General features: G+C 30.7%; 1 protein-coding gene and 1 pseudogene. Both read right to left on the bottom strand.

All coding sequences use genetic code 11. The features are described from left to right. A pseudogene (locus HMPREF2852_RS09920) lies at positions 1-391 on the bottom strand (ABC transporter ATP-binding protein); the annotation flags it as partial. Between the two features lie 52 nt (positions 392-443). Continuing rightward, positions 444-1,182: sensor histidine kinase (locus tag HMPREF2852_RS00720; RefSeq protein WP_070605550.1), on the bottom strand; the 739-nt coding region annotated here is incomplete at its 5' end.

Below are 1,182 nucleotides of genomic sequence, written 5' to 3'. Positions count from 1 at the left end.
AAATTCATCTTGATTTATTTTTCTTTTATCAAGTTTTAGTGGAAGTTCTATGTTATGACGAACTGTTAAATTTGGTATCAAATTATAAAATTGATAAATTAGTCCGACTTTCCTTCTTCTGAAGTAGGCTAATTCTTTTGATTCTAAAGTAGGCTAATTCTTTTGAAGAATACTTTGATATATCGTTACCATCTATGTAAACTTTTCCAGAATTTGGACTATCTACTCCTCCTATGATATGTAGAAGTGTTGATTTACCAGATCCACTTGGTCCAACAATAGCGACAAATTCTCCCCTTTCTATTGTAAGGTCAACTCCATCTAGGGCCACTACCTTGGAGTTTCCCTCGCCGTATTCTTTTCTTAAATTTTCTACCTTTAATATTTCCATACTTGCCTCCTTTTTCTTATGTCAAGGTAAGCATATAAAAGTAAAGTGATTTTTAGGTGACATTATAAAATTTAATTTCAAATCTTGCTCCAGCATCAATATTTGAAACAGAAATCTCCCCATTGTTTTTTTCGACAATTGTCTTCGCCATAGCAAGACCAATTCCAAAACCATTTGAGTCGGGCGTTTTATAAAAGCGTTTAAAGATTTTTTTCATATTCTCTTTTTCTATTCCTCCGCCATTGTCTTCAATGATTAAGCTTGTATAGAGGGGATTTTTGTAGGATGAAAGCACGATTTTATCACAAGTTTGTCTATTATCAGCATTTTTCAAAATATTGATTATAGCTTCTGCCAGCCAATAAAAATCTCCATTGATGCTATTTTCTTTTAAATCTCTTCTCTTTTCTACCTTCATAGATTTCTTTAAATTCAAACTATCTAAGGCATAATCTACTAATTCATCCAAACGAATTTGTTCTTTTTTCATTAAATCTTTGTTTGCATCAAGGCTTGATAGTTTGAGTAAAATATCTGATAAAGAGTTTAATCTTAAGAGTTGTCTTTTTAAAATCTCTATATCTCTATTATCTGGAAAGTCCATCTCCAAATTTTCTATAGAAAAAAGCATAGATGTGATGGGAGTTTTTATTTGATGGGCAATATCTTCTAGGTATTCAATTTGCTTTTCGCTATTTTTTGTGCTTATCTCTTTGGCTTCTACTATTTCTATAAATAGTTTGTAAATTTTATCCTCCAAAATTGAAAAATCATCTTGCTTCATAGGAATT

This window comes from Anaerococcus sp. HMSC065G05 (assembly GCF_001812365.1).
Taxonomy (GTDB): Bacteria; Bacillota; Clostridia; order Tissierellales; family Peptoniphilaceae; genus Anaerococcus; species Anaerococcus vaginalis.
This window is presented reverse-complemented; position numbering and strand designations above follow the sequence as displayed.